18 protein-coding genes are annotated in these 21,381 nt (G+C 62.2%); 6 read left to right on the top strand and 12 right to left on the bottom strand.

Features of this window, described 5'->3' with window-relative positions; all coding sequences use genetic code 11:
* Positions 1 to 69: 69 nt before the first annotated feature.
* Positions 70 to 852, top strand: a complete 783-nt coding sequence (locus ACHHRT_RS04545; protein WP_395498145.1) for a type III pantothenate kinase — start codon at positions 70 to 72, stop codon at positions 850 to 852.
* Positions 836 to 1,750, top strand: coding sequence for a S66 peptidase family protein (locus tag ACHHRT_RS04540; protein ID WP_395498143.1), 915 nt, complete (start codon positions 836 to 838; stop codon positions 1,748 to 1,750). Before ACHHRT_RS04545 ends, ACHHRT_RS04540 begins: the two co-directional genes overlap by 17 nt.
* Here the strand turns inward: ACHHRT_RS04540 and ACHHRT_RS04535 are convergent.
* Positions 1,736 to 2,470, bottom strand: coding sequence for a lysophospholipid acyltransferase family protein (locus tag ACHHRT_RS04535; RefSeq protein ID WP_395498141.1), 735 nt, complete (start codon positions 2,468 to 2,470; stop codon positions 1,736 to 1,738). The genes ACHHRT_RS04540 and ACHHRT_RS04535 overlap by 15 nt on opposite strands.
* A 157-nt stretch (positions 2,471 to 2,627) precedes the next feature.
* Here ACHHRT_RS04535 and ACHHRT_RS04530 point away from each other — a divergent pair, with 157 nt between their 5' ends.
* Entirely contained in the window at positions 2,628 to 4,412 is a 1,785-nt protein-coding gene (locus tag ACHHRT_RS04530; RefSeq protein WP_395498139.1) for a DUF748 domain-containing protein, read from the top strand.
* Between the two features lie 8 nt (positions 4,413 to 4,420).
* Entirely contained in the window at positions 4,421 to 5,248 is an 828-nt protein-coding gene (locus ACHHRT_RS04525) for a 50S ribosomal protein L11 methyltransferase (protein ID WP_395498137.1), read from the top strand.
* On the opposite strand, the gene ACHHRT_RS04520 is transcribed toward ACHHRT_RS04525, so the two are convergent.
* From ACHHRT_RS04520 to dsrA, 4 genes are all read right to left on the bottom strand, one after another.
* Positions 5,226 to 6,818 carry a peptide chain release factor 3 gene (locus tag ACHHRT_RS04520; RefSeq protein WP_395498135.1) on the bottom strand — a complete coding sequence of 531 codons (1,593 nt, stop codon included), beginning with the start codon at positions 6,816 to 6,818 and terminating at the stop codon, positions 5,226 to 5,228. The genes ACHHRT_RS04525 and ACHHRT_RS04520 overlap by 23 nt on opposite strands.
* Before the next feature lie 101 nt (positions 6,819 to 6,919).
* Entirely contained in the window at positions 6,920 to 7,150 is a 231-nt protein-coding gene (locus ACHHRT_RS04515; RefSeq protein WP_395498133.1) for a dissimilatory sulfite reductase D family protein, read from the bottom strand.
* A gap of 23 nt (positions 7,151 to 7,173) precedes the next feature.
* Positions 7,174 to 8,304 carry a dissimilatory-type sulfite reductase subunit beta gene (dsrB, locus tag ACHHRT_RS04510; protein ID WP_395498131.1) on the bottom strand — a complete coding sequence of 377 codons (1,131 nt, stop codon included), beginning with the start codon at positions 8,302 to 8,304 and terminating at the stop codon, positions 7,174 to 7,176.
* A gap of 71 nt (positions 8,305 to 8,375) precedes the next feature.
* Positions 8,376 to 9,653 carry a dissimilatory-type sulfite reductase subunit alpha gene (dsrA, locus tag ACHHRT_RS04505; protein ID WP_395498129.1) on the bottom strand — a complete coding sequence of 426 codons (1,278 nt, stop codon included), beginning with the start codon at positions 9,651 to 9,653 and terminating at the stop codon, positions 8,376 to 8,378.
* Positions 9,654 to 9,944: 291 nt separating this feature from the next.
* On the opposite strand from dsrA, the gene ACHHRT_RS04500 reads away from it, so the two are divergent.
* Positions 9,945 to 11,663, top strand: coding sequence for an FAD-dependent oxidoreductase (locus ACHHRT_RS04500; protein ID WP_395498127.1), 1,719 nt, complete (start codon positions 9,945 to 9,947; stop codon positions 11,661 to 11,663).
* A 2-nt stretch (positions 11,664 to 11,665) separates the two neighbouring features.
* Here the strand turns inward: ACHHRT_RS04500 and ACHHRT_RS04495 are convergent, their stop codons facing one another.
* Entirely contained in the window at positions 11,666 to 13,819 is a 2,154-nt protein-coding gene (locus ACHHRT_RS04495; protein WP_395498125.1) for a hypothetical protein, read from the bottom strand.
* Positions 13,820 to 13,959: 140 nt separating this feature from the next.
* On the opposite strand from ACHHRT_RS04495, the gene ACHHRT_RS04490 reads away from it, so the two are divergent.
* The gene (locus tag ACHHRT_RS04490; RefSeq protein WP_395498123.1) at positions 13,960 to 15,636 is read left to right on the top strand and encodes a formylglycine-generating enzyme family protein; all 1,677 of its coding nucleotides are present in this window, start codon (positions 13,960 to 13,962) and stop codon (positions 15,634 to 15,636) included.
* Positions 15,637 to 15,640: 4 nt separating this feature from the next.
* Here the strand turns inward: ACHHRT_RS04490 and aroB are convergent, their stop codons facing one another.
* From aroB to fliD, 6 genes are all read right to left on the bottom strand, one after another.
* The gene (gene aroB, locus ACHHRT_RS04485) at positions 15,641 to 16,744 is read right to left on the bottom strand and encodes a 3-dehydroquinate synthase (protein WP_395498121.1); all 1,104 of its coding nucleotides are present in this window, start codon (positions 16,742 to 16,744) and stop codon (positions 15,641 to 15,643) included.
* Positions 16,745 to 16,906: 162 nt separating this feature from the next.
* The gene (gene sat, locus ACHHRT_RS04480) at positions 16,907 to 18,184 is read right to left on the bottom strand and encodes a sulfate adenylyltransferase (RefSeq protein WP_395498119.1); all 1,278 of its coding nucleotides are present in this window, start codon (positions 18,182 to 18,184) and stop codon (positions 16,907 to 16,909) included.
* A gap of 337 nt (positions 18,185 to 18,521) precedes the next feature.
* Positions 18,522 to 18,932, bottom strand: coding sequence for a flagellar protein FlaG (locus tag ACHHRT_RS04475; RefSeq protein ID WP_395498117.1), 411 nt, complete (start codon positions 18,930 to 18,932; stop codon positions 18,522 to 18,524).
* 68 nt (positions 18,933 to 19,000) lie between these two features.
* The gene (locus ACHHRT_RS04470; RefSeq protein WP_395498115.1) at positions 19,001 to 19,414 is read right to left on the bottom strand and encodes a hypothetical protein; all 414 of its coding nucleotides are present in this window, start codon (positions 19,412 to 19,414) and stop codon (positions 19,001 to 19,003) included.
* 19 nt (positions 19,415 to 19,433) lie between these two features.
* On the bottom strand, positions 19,434 to 19,892 hold the full coding sequence (gene fliS, locus ACHHRT_RS04465; RefSeq protein WP_395498113.1) for a flagellar export chaperone FliS: 459 nt from the start codon (positions 19,890 to 19,892) through the stop codon (positions 19,434 to 19,436).
* A 39-nt stretch (positions 19,893 to 19,931) separates the two neighbouring features.
* Positions 19,932 to 21,341, bottom strand: coding sequence for a flagellar filament capping protein FliD (fliD, locus tag ACHHRT_RS04460; protein ID WP_395498111.1), 1,410 nt, complete (start codon positions 21,339 to 21,341; stop codon positions 19,932 to 19,934).
* Positions 21,342 to 21,381: the final 40 nt, after the last annotated feature.

Here is a 21,381-nt window from a genome sequence, read left to right as displayed (position 1 = left end):
CATCTGTTACAGTCGTAAGCCTTACTAACCGCAACAATCAATCCAACCCGCAAGGCAAGGAGAGCCTCCATGCTGCTCGCCATCGACGTGGGCAACTCCCACACCGTCATCGGCCTCTTCGACGGCCCCCGTCTCCGCTGCCAGTGGCGCCTGGGCACCAACCGGGGAGTCACGGTGGATGAACTGGCCGCCCGGCTCCACGTACTGTTCGCCATGGAAAACGCCACCCTGGGCCAGGTCAGCGGGGTGATCATCGCCAGTGTGGTGCCGCCCATGGCCACCACCTGGAGCTCCTTTACCGGCAAGTATCTGGGACTGGAGGTGGGGATCAAGCCCATGGTGGTCGACAACCAACTGGAGAGCGGCATCCGGGTGGCCACCGATCATCCGGCCGAAGTGGGGGCCGATCGGCTGGTCAACGCGGCCGCAGCCTATCAGCTCTACCATTGCCCCCTGATTATCGTTGATTTCGGCACCGCCATCACCCTGGATTGCGTTTCCGCGGCCGGGGAATACCTGGGCGGCACCATCACCCCCGGCGTGGCCATCTCGCTGGACGCCTTGAACCAGCGGACCGCCAAACTGCCCCGGGTGGATATCGCCACCCCGCCCCGGCAACCCATCGGCCGCAATACCGTGGAGGCGATCCGCGCCGGCATCCTCTACGGTTACGCCGGCATGATCGAGGGCCTGGTGCGGCGAATCCAGGCCCAGATGGCGCCGGAAAAACCCAAAGTGATCGCCACCGGCGGCATGGCCGAGCTGATCGCCCCCTACGCCCCGGTGATCGAAGAGGTCGATCCCCTGCTCACCCTCAATGGTCTGCGGCTGATTTATGAACGCAACCATTGAACGGCGCCTCCTCCCGCCCCCCCTCAAGCCGGGGGACACCATCGGAATCTTCGCCCCGGCTGGTCCGGTCAATGACGGCGGCCAAAACGCCGCGGCGGGCCTGGGCCTGCTGCGCGAGGCGGGCTTTAAAACCCGCCTGCAAACCGGCCTGACCGAACGCCGCCGGGGTTACCTGGCCGGAGATGACCGGGAGCGGGTCGCCGAGCTGCACGATCTCTGGCGCGACCCCGAGGTCAAGGCCCTGCTGGCCCTGCGGGGTGGTTACGGCTGCCTGCGCCTGCTCAACCTGCTGGACTGGGAGCTGCTGGCCGAGCAGCGCAAGTTGCTGATCGGTTTTTCCGATCTTACCATACTTCACACCGCCTTCCAACGCCGCACCGATCTCATCACCCTGCATGGCCCCATGCTCAACACCCTGGTGACCAGTGACCGGGATACGCTGCACAACTTCTTCCAGGCCCTGGGCGGCAACTGGCCGGCAATCGTCCGGCCCGCCGGTCTGGAGATTTTACGCTTTGGCCGAGCCCGGGGCCCGTTGATCGGCGGCAACCTCACCTGCCTGAGTCACCTGCCGGGCAGCGGTTGGGAGCCCTTGCTGGATGGAGCGATTTTGCTGCTGGAAGATGTGGGGGAGGCCCCTTACCGCCTGGATCGGGCCCTGACCCATCTGGCCCTGGCCGGTTGGCTGGAGCGGGTGGCGGCCATCATCCTGGGGGAATTCGCGGATTGTGGAGCTGTTGAAGAGGTCTGGCAGCGCGCCCTGGAGCTCACCGCCGGGGCCAATATTCCCATCTGGGCCAACTTTCCCGCCGGTCACGGCCGACGGAACCTGACCCTGCCCCTGGGGGCCATGGCCACCCTGGACAGCGGGGAGCGCACCCTCTCATGGGACCGCTAACAGTGCCCGCACCCGGCTCTCCAGCAGTTCGGCCAGCTCCTGCTTCTGCTTCAGGTTATAGGCGCTTATGTCGATGGGCTCTCCCAGCCGGATGGTTACCAGGCCGGGCCGGGCCAGCAGGCGGCCCTTGGGCATAATCTCATGGGTGCCGGAGATCGCCATGGGCACCACCTCCACTCCGGCCTTGATGGCCAGGACCATGGCCCCGGCCTTGAAGGATTGCAACCTGCCATCGGGACTGCGGGTGCCCTCGGGGAAGATGATCACCGAAGTCCCGGCGGCGATCCGCTCGGCCGCTTCGTTGAGGCTGGCCAGAGCCCGGCGGCCATGGCTGCGATCCACCGGAATATAGCCCGCCCGCCGCATTGCCGCGCCAAACACCGGAATCGCGAAGAGTTCCTTCTTGGCCAGCCAGCGAAAGTCAAAACCGAGATGGCCTTGAACCACAAAGATATCAAACTGGCTCTGGTGATTGGCCGCGAAAATATAGGGCCGGCTCCGATCCAGCCGTTCCAGACCGTCGATCTCCACCCTAACCCCAACCAGTCGGCAGATCAGCCGGCCCCACCAGCGGGGCAGAAATTGCAGGCGTTCCCCGGACCAGCCGGCCAGGAAAACCAGCAGCAGGGCGATCAGGCTGATCAGGCCGGTGAGCAGAGGGATCAGCACCAGGGCCAGCCCACCCCGGAAAAATATTTCCAACTCCCGTAAATACCCCATAAATTATCTCCGGTTTTTCCCCTGTTGCCAGGGGCCAGCAAGCTGGGTAAGATACCAGACTCGACCAGCCGCGATCCCCTGGGTGGCATTTTCAGCAAGGAGAACGGCTGCGCACTATAGCACGCGAGCCTGTTCGGCGCTTCTCTCTTCCCGGATTATGAACGATAAAATTATTGATCCCAGCCGGCCCCACTCCCCCTTCGATATCGGGGCCATCCCCATTGCCGAAGGGGATCTTCCCCCCACCCAGCCGGAACCGGAGGCAGCAAAGGAACAACCCGCAACCCCTCCCCTTAGAGGCGATTCCAGCCCGGATGAGCAGGGAAGATCGCCGAGCCTGAAATCCGGTGGACCCAGGCGCCGCGCCAAGTATGCTCTTCCCCTGCGACCCTGGCCGACCGTGCTGGCGGGAATCGGCCTGCTGGTTGGCTACCTGCTGTTGTCCCAGCTTTTCGTCTCCCTTTTCCTGCCCCGCCTGCTGGCCGATTACTGGAGTAAAAATTCGGGCCGCTCCGTGACCATTGCCCGGGCGGAGTGGCGACCGTTGACCATGGTTCTGACCCTGCACAACGGCATTGTCGGCCCCCGACTCTCCGACCCCCATGACCGGGTGGACCCCCTGCTCTCCTTTCGCACCCTGCGGGTCAGCCTCCGTCCCACCGCCCTGTTTCGCTCCGGCCAGCTTTTCAAGGAGTTGCACTTGGAACAACCTTTTCTCCATCTGGCGCGCGATGAAGCAGGCAACTATAATTTGCCCTGGTTGGCAACCACCAGCGGCGATCGACTGTTGCCCGGGGAGCTGACCATCGGCAACGGCCGCTTGATCTACACCGACCAGGGCTTTTCCCTTCCCTCTCAACCGGGGGCAAGGCGTGGAGTTTTTCAGGAAGAGGCACGGGAGATCAGCGGCGGCTGGCAGCTTGGCCCGAAAAAGGGGCGACCGACCACCCTGGAGATCTCCCTCCAGGCCGCCGGGCCGGGGGGGGCCGCCATCGGCCTGCAAGGCCTGCTGGCCCTGGGTTCGGCAGATCCGGTCGCCCCCACAGATCTCCAACTCTCCCTCCAAGGGTTGCCGCTGATCGCTTTCGCCGCCTACCTGCACCCCCTGCTGGCCCAGGAGATCGACGGTGGCGTCCTGACCATGCGGGCCCACTTTCTCCGGGATTCGGCAAGAGAACTGAAGATCGACCAATGGCTGGAGATCGGGGAGCTGCGCCTGGGGCAACAACCGGCAAGTCCTCGTGCAACGGGAAGCTGGCAACTGCTGCAGGCCCTGCTCACCGATCGGAACGGCAACCTCAAGCTTCACCTGCCCCTGAAGATTGAGAGCAACCACCAAAACTCCCCCTACCTGCGTGAGCTGGCCGCCGCTCTGGACCAAATGCGGCAACAGGCGGCCAGCAACCCCCAGACCTTGCTGGCCGCCAACCATCCCCACCTGGTAAAACAGATCGATTTTACCCCCGGCAGCGCCGAGTTGAGCCGGGAGGCCGGGCGGGGGCTGGACCTGCTGGCGGCCGCCCTGGGCGATTACCCTCTGCTCCGGGTGGAAATAACGGGCTGGGCCGGTTTTGCCTGCGACCAGGAGGCCTTGCGACTCAGAGAGCAGAAACTGATCACCGAACAGCGGCGCCAGGCGGTGACCACCCTGGCCCGGGAGATGGCGGCCGGCGGTGAGATCACGGTCACCGCTCAACAGCTCGCCGGCTTGCGCCCGGAAAACGTTACGATCGGGGAAAGGGAGTTGCTCGAGCTGGCCGCCGCCCGCCAGCAGGTGGTGCGTCGCCGGCTGGCCGTGGCCCTGGGCGTGGAAAATGGCAGCGCGCCTTCGCCACCGCCCTCCGCCGCCAACCGCCTGCTTACCCCGCCCCCCTCCCTCCGGCGGGACCCGACCGCGGATGACACCCCCTGCGCCACGGTAAAACTCCAATTCCAACCCTGAGGAATAAAATGCTGCAACCGCCTTATACCGCTTACGACCGGCTCTACACCTATCATCTCGACCTGCCCGAACTGCCGGAGCTTGATGATCCTGATCTGATCGGAGTTTGGCTGGAAGATGAGAGTGCGGTCCTCTTTTTCCACCGGCCCAAGGAGCGGCTGATCGAGGAACTCTGCCGCCGGACCGGGGCCGGCCTGATCTACCAGGCCGACCTGACCTACGACGAGTGGGAGGCGGGCCGAGAGATCGCCCCCTTCACGGTGGCCGGCTTGACCGTGGCCCCCGTCTGGGCGGCGCAACAGGCGGAGATCAAACTCGATCCCAGCGTGATCTTCGGCAGCGGCTTTCACCCCAGCACCCGGCTCTGTCTGGAGATGCTGCTTAAATACCTGGCCGCCCCGGAGAGTAACATCGCATCGGCCCTTGACCTGGGCTGCGGCACCGGCTTGCTGGCCATCGCCGCGGCCCGGCGGGGAGTGGAGCGGGTGGTGGGGATCGATCACAACCCCCTGGCCTGCAAGGTGGCCCAAGCCAACTGCGCGCGTAATGGGGTCGAAAAACTGGTTACGATCCGGCAGGCCGACCTGCGGCAGAAGTGCCCGGACACCGACGGTTTCGACCTGGTGATCGCCAATCTCTACCAGGGCCTGATGGCCGAGCTATTCGCCCGGGAGGCCTTCTGGCAGGCCCGGTTCCATATCCTGGCCGGTTTTATCTCTCCCATGGAGGAGAAACTGCTGGCGGCCGTGCCCGGCAGCCAGCTCCGTTTTCTCGAGCGCAACTCCCGCGATCGCTGGTGCGTCTGGGTCCTCGCTAACCGTGCTCGCGGGTTTTGAGGAAGGTGATCTGGGGATAGAGCTCCATGGTCCGGGAGAGCATCCAGGGGCTTTCGCTGAGAAAGGCCAGGTGCTCTTCGGCGTCCAGGGCCAGGTTGGCCTGGTTTCTGGCCTTAAACTCCTCCAGCTTGCGCCGGTCGTCACAGGCGATCCAGCGCGCGGCCCCGAAGGGTACCGGCTCATAGAGGGCATCAACCCCGTACTCCGCCCGCAGCCTGGCCACCGTTACCTCAAACTGCAACACCCCCACCGCCCCCAGAATAAAATCGGGGCCCTGCAGGGGGCGAAACACCTGAATAGCCCCCTCCTCCGCCAACTGAACCAACCCCTTGCTCAACTGCTTGCCCTTGAGGGGAGTCTTGAGGATCACCCGGCGGAAATGTTCCGGGGCGAAATTGGGCACTCCGCTGAACCGGACATCCTCCTTGGCGGTGGTGAAGGTATCACCGATCTTGATGGTGCCGTGGTTGTGAATGCCGATAATGTCGCCGGGCCAGGCCTCCTCGACATTGGTTCGGTCCTGGGCCATGAAGATGGTGGCGTTGCTCAAGACCACCTCCTTGCCCAGCCGCATATGGCGCACCTTCATCCCCCGAGTGAAGCGCCCGGAACAGATCCGAAAAAAGGCGATCCGGTCCCGGTGGGCCGGATTCATGTTGGCCTGAATCTTAAAGGTGAAACCGGAGAAATCCTCCTCTTCCGGGCAGACAGAACGCGGAGCCGCCGGCCGGCATCCGGGGGCGGGGGCCAACTCGACAAAGGCGTCCAACAGCTCCTGGACCCCGAAGTTATTGATGGCGCTGCCAAAGAAAACCGGGGTTTGACTGGCCTTGAGGAATTCCTGATGATCGTAGGGGTTGGCCGCGCCGGCCAGCAGTTCCAGATCCAGCCGCAGCTTGTCGGCCGCCGACCCCAGCAGCTCATCCAGCCGGGGATCGGCCAAATCCTTGATCGTCACCCCTTCTTGGTCCGGCTGGGTATCGCGCCCCGGACTGAAGAGATGGAGAGTGCCCCGGTAGATGTTGTAAACCCCCTTGAACTGCTTACCCATCCCGATGGGCCAGGATAGCGGCACGCACTCAATCTGCAGTTTATCCTCGATCTGGGCCAGAATCTCCAGGGGATCCATTCCCTCCCGATCCAGCTTGTTGATAAAGGTGATCACCGGCGTATTACGCATCCGGCAGACCTCCATCAGCTTCTCGGTTTGGGGCTCCACCCCTTTGGCGTGATCGATCACCATTAAAGCACTGTCAACCGCGGTCAGTACCCGATAGGTATCCTCGGAAAAATCCTGATGGCCGGGAGTGTCCAGCAGGTTGACGGTGTAATCCCGGTAATCAAACTGCATCACCGAGGAGGTCACCGAAATACCCCGCTCTTTCTCAATGGCCATCCAATCGCTTAAGGCATGACTGGAGGCCTTGCGGGCCTTGACGGAACCCGCCAACTGAATCGCTCCGCCAAAAAGCAGTAATTTCTCGGTCAGGGTGGTCTTGCCGGCGTCGGGATGGCTGATAATGCCAAAAGTCCGCCGCCTGGCAATCTCTTTTAACAACTGGTTGGACAATTTAATTCCCCTTGGTTCTTTGTTCTACGTTTCAAGGCATAACAAAAAAACCGGGCCAGCAAACGCTGGCCCGGTTTAGAGATAAGGCTGACGACGTTCTACTACTTATCGCCTTCCTTGGCCCGATCTTTGTGCGCGTACATGGTGGTACTACCGGAGGACCAGAAAACCATCTTGCCCTCCTTCACCAGGTCATTGGCCGCGTTTTTCACCGCCCGGGGCTTGGCCTCGGGATCACAGGCGTAAAAGTCCTTTACATAAAGCTGACCCTTGGGACTTTTCAGCGACTTTTCCAGAATTTTCTCTTTCAGTTCATCGTTACTTAAAGCCATAAGAGTTCTCCTTTATCCCGGAATTATTTTATGTGGCTGGTGAACTTGAACTGAGTGGTGGTCCGCCAGGTTGTATAAGCCAACCGGTAATCGTCGATGGATTTGTCAGTAAAGGGGATGTCACATTTTTCAAAGAACTTCTCCCAACCGATCCGCTCGGCCCATTCGCCAACCCGCTCGTACTTGCGAGCATTGGCCGCCCAGGTCTCCAGGATATTCTTCACGGCCGCAACGGTCTCCGGCCAGCGGGGCGGAGTGTTGGGCAGGAAGGGGATCACCATCTTGGAGAAGGCGGGACCGGAACGGGTGTTGGAAACCTTGCCGCCCACCAGGATGGCGATACCGGAACCTTCGGGATCGGCCAACGGCATGGCCGGGCACATGGTGTAGCAGTTGCCGCAGAACATGCAGCGCTCGGCGTTAACCTTGACCGACTTGATCTCTTTCCCGTCGTCCAGGGTAACGGTGGCCGGCTTGATGGCGCCCAGGGGGCAGGAGGCAACGGCCAGGGGCAGTTCGCAGAGGCCGGTGATCGCGTCATGATCGATCATCGGCGGCTTGCGATGCACGCCCAGGATGGCGATGTCGGAGCAATGGACCGCGCCGCACATATTGAGACAGCAGGCCAGGGCCAGCTTGCACTTGGCCGGCAGATCCATGTTGGTGAAGTGATCGAACAGCTCGTCCATCACCGCCTTGACCACGCCGGAAGCGTCGGTGGCCGGAGTATGGCAGTGGATCCAGCCCTGGGTATGAACCACGTTGGAAACGCAGGCGCCGGTGCCGCCCACCGGGAACTTGTTGCCACGGCTGGCCAGGTCGTCCAGCAGGGGCTGAACCTTGGCTTCGGCGTCAACCATGAACTCGATGTTGTTCCGGGTGGTCCAGCGCATCACCCCGTCACAATGGGCGTCGGCGATGTCACAAACCTCACGGATAAACTCAAGGGAAAGCAGGCGGGCGCTGCCCACCCGAACGGTGTAGCACTCGGCGCCGGTCTCGCTGACATGCTTGAGCACGCCGGGGCGAACGATCTCATGGTACAACCACTTGCCGTAGTTGTCCTTGATCACCTGGGGGAACATCTTTTCATAGTGTGGCGGACCGATATCCGTGATCCTGTCTTTCATCGGATTTTGCGGATCGTAACCCATATCTGATACCTCCTTAAAGATTCTAAAAATTTATAGCAATGTTTCGCTCGTTATCTCAATGCCAGTCAGGATCATTGGGCGTGCTTCTTGCGGAATTCCTTGACGTCACGCTGCCAGCCACCCTCAACCTCCTCCTCGCGCCAGAAGACGTAGGGGTTGGAACGGGGCTCCTTGACATGCTGGGGAATGGGCTCAATCTCCATTACCCGCAGGAAGGTGGGCAGACCGACCCGCTGGATGGTCTCGCCGAGACGCTCGCGGTTCTTGCCGTGCTCCATCCAGTAATCCCAGCACTTCTCGATCACGTCCACCAGCTCTTCGAACTCGTTCTCCGGATCCATCTTGATGAAGGGCACGACCAGGGTGCCGAGCTGGGCGCCATCGAGGATGGGGGCCTTGGCGCCCATCATGATGGAAGCGCCCTGATCCAGGCCGGGCCGCAGGGCCTTGGGCATAACGTTGAGGCAGTGCATGCAGCGGGTGCACTCGGCGTCGTCGATCTTCAGGGTGTCGCCTTCCATCCACATGCAGCCGGTGGGGCAGAGGTCGATCACTTCCTTCTGGATGTCGAACTTGCCGCCCTTGGCGGGGATGCCGCCGCCGTTGGCCTTGGAGGCGCCGCTGAGATAGTTTTTAACCTCGGCCTGGTCAATCCGGATGTTGTCACGCCAGGTACCGATGGCGGAAAGGTCGGAACGGGCCAGGGCCGCCACGCAGTCGTTGGCGCAACCGGAGAATTTGAATTTGAACTTATAGGGGAAGGCGGGACGATGGATCTCGTCCTGGTACTTCATGGTCATCCCGTAGCAGGTGGCCTGGGTGTCATAGCAGGCCCACTCGCAGCGGGCCTTGCCGATGCAGCAGGCCGGGGTCCGCAGGTTGGAACCGGAACCACCCAAGTCCCACTCGAGATCATGGGTCAGCTCGTAAAAGAGGGGCTCCAGCTCCTCGGTCCGGGTACCCAGCAGAACCAGATCGCCGGTGGAACCGTGGAAGTTGGTCATCCCCGAACCGCGGCGCTCCCAGAGATCGCAAAGTTTGCGCAGCAGATCGGTGCGGTAGAACTTACTGGAGGGTTGGTTGAGGCGGACGGTGTGGAAGTGGGCCACGCCGGGGAACTTATCCGGCACGTCCGAGTAGCGGCCGACGATACCACCGCCGTAGCCGAAAACACCCACGATACCGCCGTGTTTCCAGTGGGTCATTCTGTCCTTGAAGGACAACTCCATCTGGCCGACGATATCCCAGCACTGGGGATTCTTCTCGGCCTGGCGCTTCAGGTCGCTGACAAAGCTTGGCCATGGACCCTTCTCAAGCTCGTCCATCAACGGCGTATCATGCTTCGGCATTTCTTCTCCTCCTTGGTTGAATATGGATTGAACGGAAACAAAACCCCATACCCTTCGGACCTAAACCGCATGGATTGCGTCAGGAATCCTCAACGAGCCGGCGAAAATCACGAAGGGTGGCAAAACGACACTAAACCTGAATGGTTATTCAGATTCCGAGGACAATATCCAGCCGGTCGGGCTTTGTCAATAAAAAATAAGCCCGGCTACCTTCACCTTTTCACACTCTTTGACAGACCGTTCTTTCCACGATATGTTGTGGCTTTCCATCAATATCGAGAAGGAGCCGAAATGAAGAAAAAAATCGTGATTATCGGCGGGGTTGCCGCCGGGCCCAAAACCGCCTGCCGGGTCAAGCGCCTGCTGCCCGCCGCCGAGGTAACCATAATCGACCAGGACAACCTGATCTCCTATGGCGGCTGCGGCATTCCCTACTATGTTTCCGGCGATGTTTCCGATGAGCAGGAACTGCGCAGTACCTCCTTTCACCTGACCCGGGATGAGAACTTCTTCCTGCGGGCCAAAGGGGTAACGGTGCGAACCCGGACCCGGGCCCTGGCCATCGACCGCCGCCAAAAGAAGGTCGAGGTGGAGGGCCTGGATGGGAGCGGCCGGGAGGAGATTCCCTACGATCAGCTGGTGATCGCCACCGGCAGCGAGCCCAACCGGCTGCCGATCCCCGGGGCCGATCTGGATGGAGTGTTCACCATCAGCGACCTCCATCAGGCGATCAGGATCAAGGAGCGGATCGCCAAGGGCGAAGTGGGCCGGGCGGTGATCATCGGCGGCGGCGCCATCGGGATTGAAATGGCCGAGGCCTTTGTCGATCTCTGGGGCCTGGAAGCCGATATTCTCGAGTTCATGCCCCAACTGCTGCCTCGCCTGGTGGACTGGGAGTTCTCCCGGATGCTGGCAACCCACCTGACCGAGAAGGGAGTTAATATTTTCACCAGCGAAGCGGCCACCGCCATCGAAGGCGAGGGCGGGAAGGTCAAGCGGGTGGTCACCCCCCAGCGGACCCTGGAGGCCGACCTGGTGGTGATGGCGGTGGGGGTCCGGGCCCGCGGCGACCTGGCAAAGGCGGCGGGCCTGCTGGTGGATGAGCGGGGCAATATCGTGGTAAACCAGCGGCTGCAAACGTCCGACCCCGATATCTACGCGGCCGGCGACTGCATCGCGGTTCCCCATCGCCTCACCGGCAAGAGCGGGATCGCCCCCATGGGCTCTCTGGCCAACAAGGAGGGGCGAATCGTGGCCGACAATCTGGCCGGGATTCCCACCAACTACCAGGGCTGGGTCGGCAGCTTCACCCTCAAGGCCTTCGAACGCTGCATCGGGGCCACCGGTCTCTCCCTGGAGGCCGCCCTGGCGGAAGGTTTTAATGCCGCCGCCGTCACCACCGCCCAGTCCGATCGAGCCCATTTTTTCCCCGGCCAGGCGGTGATCCCCCTGCGGTTGGTTTTCGACCGCTCCAGCCGCCGCCTGCTGGGGGTCCAGGGTTTCGGCCCCATGGGGGACGCGGTGCTGGCCCGGATCGACGCCGCCGCCGCTTTGCTGCAGCAGGGTGCCACCATCGACGATGTCAGCCAGCTGGAGATGGCTTATGCCCCGCCCTTCGCCACCGCCCTGGATGCCCTGAACGCCGCCGGCAACGTGGCCGACAACCTGGCGGCCGGCCGGCTGCGCTGCGTGGAGACCCTCGATTTTCTCAACTGGATGAACGATTTCTCCACCCAGCCGCAATGGGCGGCCCTGGATATCCGCCATCCCAACGAGGCCTCGGCGATGGCGGAAAAGTTCGGCCCTGACCAGTGGCTGACCATTCCCTATATCGAGATCCGGGAACGCCACCGGGAGCTGCCCGCCGACCGCACCCTGCTGATTATCTGCGACGCCGGCACCCGCTCCTCCGAGATCCAGCTCTTCCTGGAGAGCGTCGGTCTGCCGAACACCCTGGTGCTGGGCGGGGGGTTCAACGTTATCCGCCGCATCGGAGTTGACTGGCTGTAATCTTATTTGCGGCGGATAACCCGGACCAGTTTGCGCTTGGCGCCGCCCTGGCCGGCACCCTTGACCCGGCGAACCAGAATTTTTTTGCGCGGTGCCGCCACAGCCTCAAGCCCGACCGCCGGATTCGGTTCCGATTCGAGCTCGGGTTCCGACTCGGCCTCCGGTTCAGGTTCGGGTTCCGGTTCGGGTTCGGGTTCGGGTTCGGGTTCGGGCTCGGGTTCGGGTTCGGGCTCGGGTTCGGGTTCGGGCTCGGGCTCGGGTTCGGGTTCGGGCTCGGGCTCGGGCTCGGGGGCAAGTTCGGGTTCCCAAGCGGGCTCCTCCCTCCCCCCATCCGCCGGCGAAGGTTGCTCCTGTTCCAAGGGCACAACTGGCGGAGGAGCCGCCTCCTCGGCCACCACCGCCGCCCCTCCTTTGATAATGGAGCCGGAGGAGCCACTGCGCCGGGGCGGCAAGGAAGGCATCCGGGGTTTTACCAGGGGATGCCCCTGGATCATCAAGGTCTGATCAAACTGCTGCAATGCCGCCCGCAAACTTTTCCGCCCGGAAAGCACCTCCCCCACGGTCTGTTCAAAATAGGCGGCCAGGCTGATCCCGCCCATGGTTGGAAACGCCCGGGCCAGCACCGCCAGCAACCGGTCACTGTTCTCCCGACAGCGCAGGGAGCCATCGGCCGCCAGAGAGAGATACTCCCCGGCCAGCAGAGAGTCCAGCAGCATCGGCAAGCCCGCGTCGGGCTCCACGGAGAAATCAAGCAGTTGTTGGGCCAGCTCCTCCAAAGTAAAATAGCCGGCACCATCCGGGACCGCCTGTTCCGGCACAATCCGCCGCAGGACAAGCTCGGCGCCCTCACTTAACTCGGCCAGGGGAGAGGGCGGCAACAGCTCCCGCCGGACCCCGTCGGGTTCCGCCGCCAGAAAGCCGGGAGTCGCCAGCGCCAGGCCGGTGGTCTGGAGCAGACAAGCGGATCCGGCCATCACCTCCAACTCAAGCTCCTGGCACCGGGCCGGTCCCAGTTGGGACGCCAGGGCTCGCTGATGGATCAGGCGGTAGATTGCCGCCCGCTCCTCACCCAATTCGGAACCGACCATCTCCGGGGTCAGTTCCGGCCGCAGGGGCAAAAGCAGCCCACCTGCACCAGTGGCATCCCGCTCCGGCCCGAGGGCGGCTTCCCCCCACAGTTCCTGGGCCCGGCGCCGCGAGTTTTGCAGCAACGAGGAGTGCGACTCTCTGCCGCCCCATAATCCCCAACCGCTCACCAGCCCGCGCTCTTCCCCCCCGACCCGGCACCCCTCATAAAGGCTCCGCAGGGCCAGAAAGGCCCGCCGAGGCGATAGGCTATCAAGACGCCGGGCCATGGCCAACAGCTCCGCCAACTGCAAGGGAAGCGGAGGCTTGATCTCAGTCGGAGTGCTTTTGACCGCCTGCACCCGCAGGGGCTGATCACGCAACAGTTCCAGCGCCCGTCGGACCTGCCCCCCGTCCCGGAAAACCCCGTCGCTGACCAGGCCGTAAACCTCCACCAGACGGAGGTCAAACTCACCTCCCGGCCCGGCGGCCCTCACCTTGATTTCAGTGCGGGGAGCCGACCGGTTGCTCTTAAGCTCCGCCGCCCTCTCCTGGAGCAAAAAAAGCGGCAGCAGAGAGGTCATGGTCAGCGGCAAACCCCTGGGGCCAGTGGTGGTGCCGAGCAGACGCCGGCAGTGGCGGACAAAGCATTCGTTGAAAGTATCGCGCACTATCTGGGCCAGGGCAGCCTCTTCGGCAACCAGATCGGTCTGGCGCAGAGCCAGCCTGATCTGCTCGGCGGCCAGACCAGCCAGCCGCAGGCGGTGAACCCGCCGCCGCCCGGCGGTGGTCTGGATCAAACAGCCATTGAGGAGCCAAGACCAGTATTCACCCCGGCGATCACTATCGAATGCCAACAGAATTTCCGTATCGGCGGGGGAACCATCTATTTGGGCCAGAAGGTTGGCGGTGACCGGTAAAGGCTGGAAGGAAAAGTTGAGGGGGTCCCGGCGGTCGGGAGCCGCGGGCGGCTGGTAGAGAGCCCTGGCCGGCGGGGATGCGATCACCACCGGCACAAACTGCTCACCCATTTGGGCCCGAATGGTACGGGCCTTCTGTTCCGACTCGACAACCACCAGCACTTTACTCATGGGAATCCCCTTGCCGCCATGGACTTTCCGCTCCGTTGCCAATATGTTGAGGGTTGGACAACCTGGCTTCGCCACCGTGCCCAGGCATGATAGGATAAAAAATAGTTGAAGGAAACGACTTTCGAGGCTTATCCCTGATTATGGCCAACTTAATCACCATCGCCGGCATCGACCGGGCCCTGGCGGCTCTCAACCTCAATCCGGACACCCTTAAAGGGCGCCTGGCCCTGGCCATCCGCTCCCGTTTCGCCGACGAGACCACCCTGCGGCAACTGACTGCCATCGATGGCGAAGAGTTGGTACGCCAGGTGTACGATGTCACCACTCCGGCCGAGATCAAGAGCAAGCGCAAAGGCCTGAGCAGCCTTAAATCGGCCCTCAACAAGAGCCTGCGCGAGCTCTCCGGGCAGGAGAATCCCGAGGGGGTGGTGATCGGCAAGGGCAACACCTTCATCATCTCCGAAGAACGCAAGGATGACCTGCTGCGGGAGATGGAGTTGGGCGGGGCCTCTCCTGGCGACCTGCGCGAACTCTTCCGCGGTTTCAAACAGCTTTTGGCCCAGGTGGTGCGAGAGCACGGGATGGAGGAGATCCAGGATATCGTTGGAGAGCTGAATGCCGGCCGGCTGCTGGGCGGCTTCGGCGGCGCCACCGAGACCGGCCTCCCGGCGGAACCTCTGGGTTCGCCCCCCACGTTTGCCGAGGAAGGGTTGGCGGCGGTCGATGGGGAGGAGATCGAGGAGGTTGACGAGGAGGAACTGGAGGAGGTCGACGAAGAGCTCCTGGAGGAGATCGGCGAAATCGGCGAGCCCGGCGGCCAGGAAGGCGCCGGCGAACTGACCCCAATCACCGAAATCGCTCTCCAGGAGCAAGAGGAGATTGAGGAGGTTGCCGAGGAGGAGCTGGAGGAGATCGACGAAGAGCTCCTGGAGGAGATTTTCGAGGTCGGGGAACCCGGGGGCCTTGGAGAAAGCGCAGGCTCAGCCGGGCCGGGACCATCCCCGGCCGGAGAGCTTGCCGGCCGGATCATCGAACACCTGATGCCTCGGTTCATCGAGATCCCGGGCGGGACCTACTCCGTCGGCGCCGATCGGATCCCCGGGGCCTCGGGCAATACCGCTCCCCGGCGGCAAGTGACCCTGCCGGCCTTTCAACTGGCGGAAACCCCGGTGACCAACGAGCTGTTTGAACTCTTTGTGCGGGCAACCGGCTACGAAAGCAGCGCCGAAAAGGCCGGCTACGGCCTGGTCTACGAAGGCCGCTGGGTTACCACCAGCGATCCGGACAGTGGCCGGGCAATTATCACCATCAATCAAGGGGTTACTTCCCAACAAATACCGGGGGCCTGCTGGCGCCGCCCCCACGGGCCCGACAGCAACCTGGCGGGACGGCATCGGCATCCGGTGTTACAGGTAAGCTACCACGACGCCCTGGCCTTTGCCGCCTGGGCCGGCCGAAGGCTGCCCAGCGAAGAGGAGTGGGAAGCGGCGGGACGGGGCCCGAAGGGTCATCCCTTTCCCTGGGGCCCGGAGTGGGGCGAGAAACGGGGCAACTTCGAATCATCCCGTCTGGGCGACACTGCGCCGGCGGCGGAACATGGCCGGGAAGCGGCCAGCCCCTTCGGAGTCCTGGAGCTGCTGGGCAATGTCTATGAGTGGACCACCACCCCATACCAGGGGGCGAAAGCCACCCCGGCGGCCATCATGGTGCTCAAGGGGGGCTGCTGGTGTTCCCGGGGGGTTATCACCCTTGGTCACCGGGAGATTGAGCGGGCCGCCACCTGGTCAAACATTATCGGGTTCCGCTGCGCCGGTTGAGCGATCAACCCAGAACCCGGTCGATCAGCGCCTCCTCCACCTGGTCGGTGATTATCACCTGGCCGATGGCGGTGGGCAGCACAAAGAAGGGGCGGCCGGCCACCGTTTTCTTGTCGGTTTTGAGGTAGTTTTTAATTGCCAGGCGATCAAGCCCCGCCGGCACAAGCACCGGCAACCCATAGGCTTGAAGCAAGCCCCGCAGGGCATCGGCATCCTCTCTGCTCCACAACCCCTGCTCCACGGCGATCTCGCCCACGGTGGCCATGCCGATGGCCACGGCCAAACCGTGGGCCAGGGTATAGCCGGAAGCGGCTTCCACCGCATGCCCCAGAGTGTGGCCGAAATTCAGAATGCGGCGCAGATCGGCCTCCCGTTCGTCGGCCGCCACCACCGCCGCCTTGATCTGGCAACAACGCTCGATGATGGCCGCCAGCACCCCAAGATCACGGGCCATGACCGCCGCCCGTTGCTCCGCCAGTTCCCGGAAGAGTTCCGCGTCGTAAATCACGCCATACTTGATCACTTCGGCCAGGCCGTTGAGCATCTCCTCCTCCGGCAGGACCGTCAAAACCTCGGGATCGATATAAACCCGGCGGGGCTGGTAGAAGGTGCCAAGCAGATTTTTCCCCTCCGGAATATCGACCCCGGTCTTGCCGCCCACCGAGCTGTCCACCTGGGCCAGCAGAGAGGTTGGGACCTGCACAAAAGGGATCCCCCGCATGTAAATTGAGGCGAGAAATCCGCAGATATCACCGGTTACACCGCCACCCAAGGCGATCAAGGCATCGCCGCGATCCAGCCCCAACCGAGCCAGCCGCCCGGCCAACTCAGCCACCGTGGCCATGTTTTTGGCGGCCTCGCCATGGGGAAAGGTGATCAGCTCGGCCCGGACCCCGGCGGCCGCCAGACCGGCCAACAACTGCCGGCCAAAGAGAGCGGCCACTCGGTCATCGGCTATCACTGCATAGCGACGTCCGACCTTCAGCTCGGCCAGATCCTTACCCACCCCGGCCAGCAGCCCCTGGCGGATCACAATCTCATAGGCCCGCGCCCCCAACCCCACCAGCACCCGCCGTTCCGCTGCTACCATAATCGCTTGTCTCTTCATTCCATCTGCTCCCCGGTTGTGCTCACCAGCCAAATTCACGCCTTACAAAAAAGGGGTGGAAAGGTACGCGATTCGCACCTTCCCACCCCTTGTATTCTACCGGCAAAGATAATTGCTTGCCAGAAATACCCCCTCAACCTTCCGGAGGGGCAGCAACAGCAATTACATCTTGGAACCGGAAGCGGCACCCTGCATCTTGACCTCAACCTTCTCGGTCAGACCCTGATAGTACTCTTTCAGAATAACAAGCACCTCGTCACGGCCGAAGTGATCGACAATTTCAGCACCCTCGGAAAGGGCCTTGCGCAGCTTGGTACCGGAGAGGATTACCCGGTCTTCCTTGCCGTGGGGGCAGGTGCGCAGGGAGGCCATGCCGTCACACTTGTGGCAGTAGAAGGTCCAGTCGATCTTCAACGGGGTGCAGAGCAGCCGCTTGGCATCGTCGGCCGGCTGCGGGATGCTCTCGAAAATCTCCTGGGCCTCGAACAGGCCGTAGAAGTCGCCAACCCCGGCATGGTCGCGGCCGATGATCATCCGGCTGACCCCGTAGTTCTGACGGAAGGTGGCATGGAGCAGGGCCTCGCGGGGACCGGCATAACGCATATCCAGGGGGTAACCGGCCTGGATGACGTTATCTTTAACGAAGTAGTTCTCAACCAGGCAGTCGATGGCCTTGACCCGGACATTGGCGGGGATATCGCCGGGTTTGAGGTTGCCGATCAGGGAGTGGATCAGCACGCCGTCGCAAACCTCGATGGCGATCTTGGCCAGGAACTCGTGGGAGCGATGCATGGGGTTGCGCAGCTGGAGAGCGGCAACCTCTTTCCAGCCCCGCTCGTCAAACATGGCGCGGGTCTCGGCCGGGGTCAGGTAAACTCCCTTGTACTGCTCGGGATACTCGCCTTCGGAAAGCACCTTGACCGGGCCGGCCAGGTTCACTTCCTTCTGGGCCATTACCATCTGCACGCCGGGATGGTCTTCCATGGCGATCTTCCAGAACTTGTCATCGGCGGACTCTTCGCCGTTGCCCTTGAAAACCTTCTCACACTCCCACTTCTTATCGTTCTCGCTCAGCTCGTACTTCTCGGTGACCTTCATGGTAGCGTAGATAACCCCATCCCGCTCCAGGGCGATCTCGTCACCAACTTTGATCCCGTCGGCATCGGCCTTGGCAACGTCCAGGGTGATCGGCAGGGGCCAGAAAGTGCCGTCGGCCATGGTGAAGTTCTCACAAACGCCCTTCCAGTCGGCCTTGGTCATGAAACCGTCCAGCGGGCTGAAGCCGCCGATACCCATCATGATCAGGTCGCCCTTGGCCCGGGCGCTGATGGCGACTTTCTTCAGGCCCTTGGCCTTTTCCTGCTCAGCAACCAGTTCGCTGCCATGCAGCTTGCAACAAACCAGACCTTTACCGCCATGGGGGGCTACCAGATTAGACATACCTTTTCTCCTTTGTTCGTTGTTGGATTGAACAGATAAGTAAGGAAACGCAAAGCGCGCCAAAAAAATTGAACGAGGGTTCATTTTTTTTTCGATAACGCCTACCTATACGAAAGGTCCGGAAACTTGTCAAGGGAAAAACACGGAGAGGGCCAAGCGGGGGGGGCAAATAGAGACTGTAACCTAAAAACAAAAAGATAAGAAAACAAGATTGGGCAGGCGCAAGCCAAGCTTTCCCCCACGGCCCACGGCCCACGGGGGAAAGGACGGCATGTTCGCCAAACAGGAGAAGGTTAGAATTGAGAAAATGAGAGCTGTTTGGAACGGAACCGGACGATTACGCCTTACCGTCGAACAACATTCCGACCAGCTCGTTCAGCTTCTGGCGCAGGGCCAGACTCTCCTCGGCGGGGAACTGCCTGATGACATCACCGCTTTGCCGATCGGTGATCTGAACCACCACCGCCTCCGGATCCCGGTGCAGAGCAAAGAGCAGCCGGGTATTGCCGATGGAGTCCAGGCGACTCTGCATCTCCTTGGCGATCTCCTCGGCCTCGTCCGGAGAGACCTTGCGCTGCTGTTCCGCCGCCTTCTGGTCGAAACGGGAGCGATCATCGGCCTTGCTCCGGGCGGCGGAGCCGCTGTCGGCCACGGGGGTAACCGGAGGTCGATTCTTCTCTTCCCGCTCCACCGCCGTGGCGGCCGGCAGAACATGACTTTTGACCTCATTGTGCAAATTGACGTCCATGACTTCTCCTCCTCATCATAACCTTCAGCAAATCTGCTGACAGTACCTCGCCACCACGACTACCGGCACTAGGCCATACTGCTGACAAATCTTGGGGCGGCCCCGGCCTCGGGCTGGGCCCGCAAGCGGCCCACCACCTTACGCCCCTTGCGCAAGGCGATCTGCTGCTCCCTGATACTTTTGCGCCCATCTCTTACCATTTTTTGCAAACGGTTCTCCGTGGCCAAAAGAGCTCCGATGCGCTCACTCAACCGCAGAGCCAACGAACGATCAGCCAGGGAACCTAGATCACCCAGGGCATCCAGGCCTTTGCGCAGGGCGTTGAAGGCCCGCTCTCGCTCGACCTGCCACTGCATCACCCCCTGCAGGGTTCCCCGGCCCAGGGCGGCCAGGTGCTCCTCCTGCATGGCCGCGTAGCGGTCGATCACCGCCCCCAACTCCACCTCGGCGGGCAGTGCTTTTTTTACGGTGCCATGGTTCATCGGCAAATCTCCCGCTGGTTCAGATCGAAACCGACACCGGAGCGGCCTTGGCCGCCTCCTGTGAAGGTTTCATCGCCTCGGCCCCCCGATTGATCAGGCCATTTTCCCGCATGGCGGTCTCTTCCCAAACCTTCTTCAACTCACTGATGTAGCGGGCCGCCTGCCGCAAGATTTCGGCATCCTCGCTCACCGCCACCTTGGGCAGCTCCACCATGATCGCCCCATAAAGACCGCGCAGAAAAGCGGCGGCCTCGGACTGGTCCTTGGGGTTGATCGCCGCGTTGAGTTCGGAGATCAAAGCGATCGCCTTGCTCAGGTTTTCGCCGCGCTTGCGGGGGCTCTGCTCGACAATGGCCTCCTCGGCGTAACTGAGATGGGTCAATACCCGCTCATACATCATGTGGATCAGCTTCACCGGGTGGACGGCGGCGCTGATTTCACTTTGGCGATAGGCATTAACCCGGTTGCGTGCAAGCATGGCTTCTTCTCCCCTGCTGATTGATTATTCAGTTAACTGCTACTTTTTCTTGGGTGCCAACAGACTGCTCAGGCTGTCAAACTGCGACTCCAGATAGCTGGACATATTGGTCATCTGGCTCATGTAGCGATCAAGATCGACAAACTGCCGGGTGAGGACGGCGTAACGACGATCCAGGCGCTCCTGCTCCGAGGCCAGGCGATCCTCCAGGTCCCGAACCCTGTCCTGGGCGGTATTTTTCTCGACATCCAGCATCCCGCCCCAGCTGGCGATGCCGCCCAGCCGCTCATGGAGGCGATCGGCGAAACCGGGGGCCTGCCGCTGCTCATCCCCCAGAAAGAAGGCCCGGACCGCCTCCCCCTCCTCGGCCAGCATCCGGTCAAGGGCCAGAGTGTCCAGGGTGATGCTGCCGTCCCGCTGGAACTCCATGCCCAGATCGAACAGGCTGCCGACCTTGCCGGATTCATCCCCCTGCATCATCGAGGTCATCAGGTCCTGCAGCTCGTAACGCAGGCCCTGGACCGTGGTGCGAGCCAGAACTCCGGGCTGACCGCTCTCCTCGTCATAGCGGACCTGGTCGGCCACCAACTGGACCACCTCGTTATACGCCCCCACCAGACCCACCACCAGCTCCCGGAGATCATCGGTTCTATCGGCCACGCTGAGGGTGGAGGTGCCGGGATTCTGCAGGGTGAGGCTGACCCCGGGGAAGATATCTTCAATGGTGTTGCTCTGGCGTTGATAGACAATCCCGTCGATACTGAGCTGGGCGTTGAGCGAAGCGCCATCGGCCCCCTGCTGCTCGCTGAACCCCAGATTGGTAACTCCGGATTCGGCGCCGATGGCGATCCGGCTGTTCTCGCCCACCTCATTGGCGCGCAGCACCAGGCGATAGGGGCTGCCGGGAACCCCGGTGTCGACGATGGAAGCGGTTACCCCGGGATTGTCCTGGCTGTTGATCCGGTCGGCCAGCTGGGCCAGGGTGGTTCCCTCTTCCAGTTCCAGGGAGACGGTAACCTGCGACTCCCCCGCCCCGAATTGATATTCAAACTTCGGCGGGAGGTCGGGCTCGAATTCCAGCAGGGCGTCCCGGCTGGCGAACCCCTCCGACTGCCAGGAGCTGCGGGTGGCCAGCCGCTCCACCTCGATGGTATTGGTCTGGATTCCCGCCCCGTCGCCGACCGCCGCGGTCAACACGTTTTCCGCCGAACTGCTGACAGTGCGCGCGAGATAGGTGGTTTCCAGGGAGAGGTTGCGGGCATAACCGCGCATGTCCAGCAGCTTGTTCTGGAGCACGGAAAAAGCTTCCAGCTGGGACTCCAGGCGGGTGATGTTGTTCTCCAGCGGCGCCAACCGCTGGCGTTCATCCACGCCGCGCAGATCATCCAGGATGCTTTGCAGCTCCAAACCGGAGCCGACTCCCAAGGTGGAAATGCTGCCGACAGACATAAGACTCTCCCGTTTAACAAAAAACCTAAAGATAGGGACA

Origin of the sequence: Desulfurivibrio modestus (assembly GCF_044068625.1) — a bacterium.
Classification (GTDB): Bacteria; Desulfobacterota; Desulfobulbia; order Desulfobulbales; family Desulfurivibrionaceae; genus Desulfurivibrio.
The sequence above is the reverse complement of the archived record's forward strand: the minus strand, read 5'-3'. Positions and strand labels throughout refer to the sequence as shown.